Origin of the sequence: Burkholderia sp. (assembly GCF_018375725.1) — a bacterium.
GTDB lineage: Bacteria > Pseudomonadota > Gammaproteobacteria > Burkholderiales > Burkholderiaceae > Burkholderia.
This window is the reverse complement of record NZ_JAHACR010000469.1, coordinates 1-2049: the sequence shown is the minus strand read 5'-3', so window position 1 is coordinate 2049 and position 2049 is coordinate 1. Positions and strand designations below refer to the sequence as shown.

The window sequence follows — 2049 nt, the reverse complement described above, 5'->3', positions numbered from 1 at the left end:
GACCCGTACATGCGCGGCCGCATGAACGACGGTCCGTCGTACGCGCCGCCCGTGGCGCTCGGCGATGTGATGGTGGGCGGTACGGTCAGCCGCGTCGTGTCGTCGACACTGCCGTCGTTCCGGGAGGGCGATCTCGTCGTCGCCGGAAGCGGATGGCAGGACTATGCGCTGTCGGACGGTACCGATCTGATTCCGCTCGGGCAACACTTCCCGCACCCGTCGTATGCGCTCGGCGTGCTCGGCATGCCGGGCTTCACCGCGTACATCGGATTGCTGAAGATCGGTGAGCCGAAGCCCGGCGAAACGGTGGTCGTCGCGTCGGCGAGCGGTGCGGTCGGTTCCGTTGTCGGGCAGATCGCAAAGCTGAAGGGCTGCCGCGTGGTCGGCATCGCGGGCGGCGACGAAAAATGCCGCTACGCGACCGGGACGCTCGGCTTCGACGCATGCATCGACCATCGCGATCCGGAATTTGCGCGCAAACTGGCCGAAGCGTGCCCGGCGGGGATCGACGTCTATTTCGAAAATGTCGGCGGAGCCGTGTTCGAAGCCGTCTTGCCGCTGCTCAACGTCGGCTCGCGCGTTCCGGTCTGCGGCCTGATCGCGTACTACAACGCATCGTCGCTTCCGCCGGGGCCGGATCGGCTGCCGTTGCTGATGTCCGCGTTGCTGACGAAGCGCATCAAGATGCAGGGCTTCATCATCCTCGACCACTATGCGGACGGATATGCGGCGTTCCTGAAGGAAATGGGCGAATGGGTCGCGCAAGGCAAGGTGAAGTCGCGTGAAGACATCGTCGACGATCTGCTGGCGGCCCCGAATGCGCTGATCGGACTGCTCGCGGGCAAGAATTTCGGCAAGGTCGTCGTTCGCGTCGGCCCCGACGCGCTTGTCTGACCAGGGCGGAAGCCCCATCACATCCGGCGTCGCGGGATTCCCCGGCACGACGCCGACAACATGACTATCGATCAAGGACATGACATGCCTGTCTATGTGTTTGCAAGTTTGATTCCGAAACCCGAGTATGTTGAGACCGTCGAGACGGAATTGCGCAAGCTGGTCGCCGCGACGCGCGCCGAGCCCGGCAACCGCCGCTATGACCTGTTTGTGCAGACGGATGGCGCACCGGGCTTCCATCTGTTCGAGGTCTACGACGATGCGCAGGCGTTCGACGCCCATCGCGCGAGCGCGCATTACAACGCGTATCGGGCCAGCGCGGCCGAATGGCTGGCAGAGCCGCCGGTTGTGCGGGTCCTGACGGCCGTGGATGCCGTGCAGCAGTAAGCAGACGCCGCTTCGTGCGCGGCGCGGCTTGAATCCGCCGCATGCGAAATGCGGCGCCCGTTCAGGCAACCGGTGCCTCCGCGTTCGGGGAGGCGCTCATTTGACGGAAAGTAGGGGATTCTGGATGACTGACGTGACGTATACGGATACGCAACTCCTGATCAACGGCGAATGGTGCGATGCCAGGAGCGGCAAGACGCTCGACGTCGTGAACCCGGCGACCGGCAGGGTGATCGGCCAGGTCGCCCATGCGGGCACCGCCGACCTCGACCTCGCCCTGGCCGCCGCGCAACGCGGCTTCGAGGCATGGCGCCGGGTGCCCGCCTATGAGCGCGCGGCGACGATGCGCCGGGCAGCGGCGCTCGTACGCGAGCGCGCCGACACGATCGCGAGGCTGATGACCCAGGAGCAGGGCAAGCCGCTCGTCGAATCGCGCACCGAAGTGCTGGCGGCCGCGGACATCATCGAGTGGTTTGCAGACGAAGGCCGGCGCGTTTACGGCCGGATCGTGCCGCCGCGCAATCTGGCGGCGCAGCAGATGGTGGTGCGCGAACCGGTCGGGCCGGTGGCCGCATTCACGCCGTGGAATTTCCCGGTCAATCAGGTCGTGCGCAAGCTCAGCGCCGCGCTCGCGACCGGCTGCTCGTTCCTCGTGAAGGCGCCTGAAGAAACGCCGGCGTCGCCGGCAGCGCTCCTGCGCGCATTCGTCGATGCCGGCGTGCCGGCGGGCGTCGTCGGTCTGGTGTTCGGCGATCCGGCGGAGATCTC

The 2049-nt window shown here is 66.4% G+C and carries 3 protein-coding genes; all 3 read left to right on the top strand.

Annotation, left to right across the window (positions count from 1 at the left end; translation table 11 throughout):
- On the top strand, positions 1-894 hold an 894-nt coding region (locus tag KH616_RS24495), incomplete at its 5' end, for an NADP-dependent oxidoreductase (protein WP_292253828.1).
- 84 nt (positions 895-978) lie between these two features.
- The gene (locus tag KH616_RS24490; RefSeq protein WP_292253830.1) at positions 979-1281 is read left to right on the top strand and encodes a putative quinol monooxygenase; all 303 of its coding nucleotides are present in this window, start codon (positions 979-981) and stop codon (positions 1279-1281) included.
- Between the two features lie 124 nt (positions 1282-1405).
- Positions 1406-2049, top strand: a 644-nt coding sequence (locus tag KH616_RS24485) for an aldehyde dehydrogenase family protein (protein ID WP_292253825.1), incomplete at its 3' end; no start/stop codon positions are given.

Coding starts and splice junctions, on each gene's coding strand:
- KH616_RS24490 (WP_292253830.1), top strand. CDS start 979: ATGCCTGTCTATGTGTTTGCAAGTTTGATTCCGAAACCCGAGTATGTT.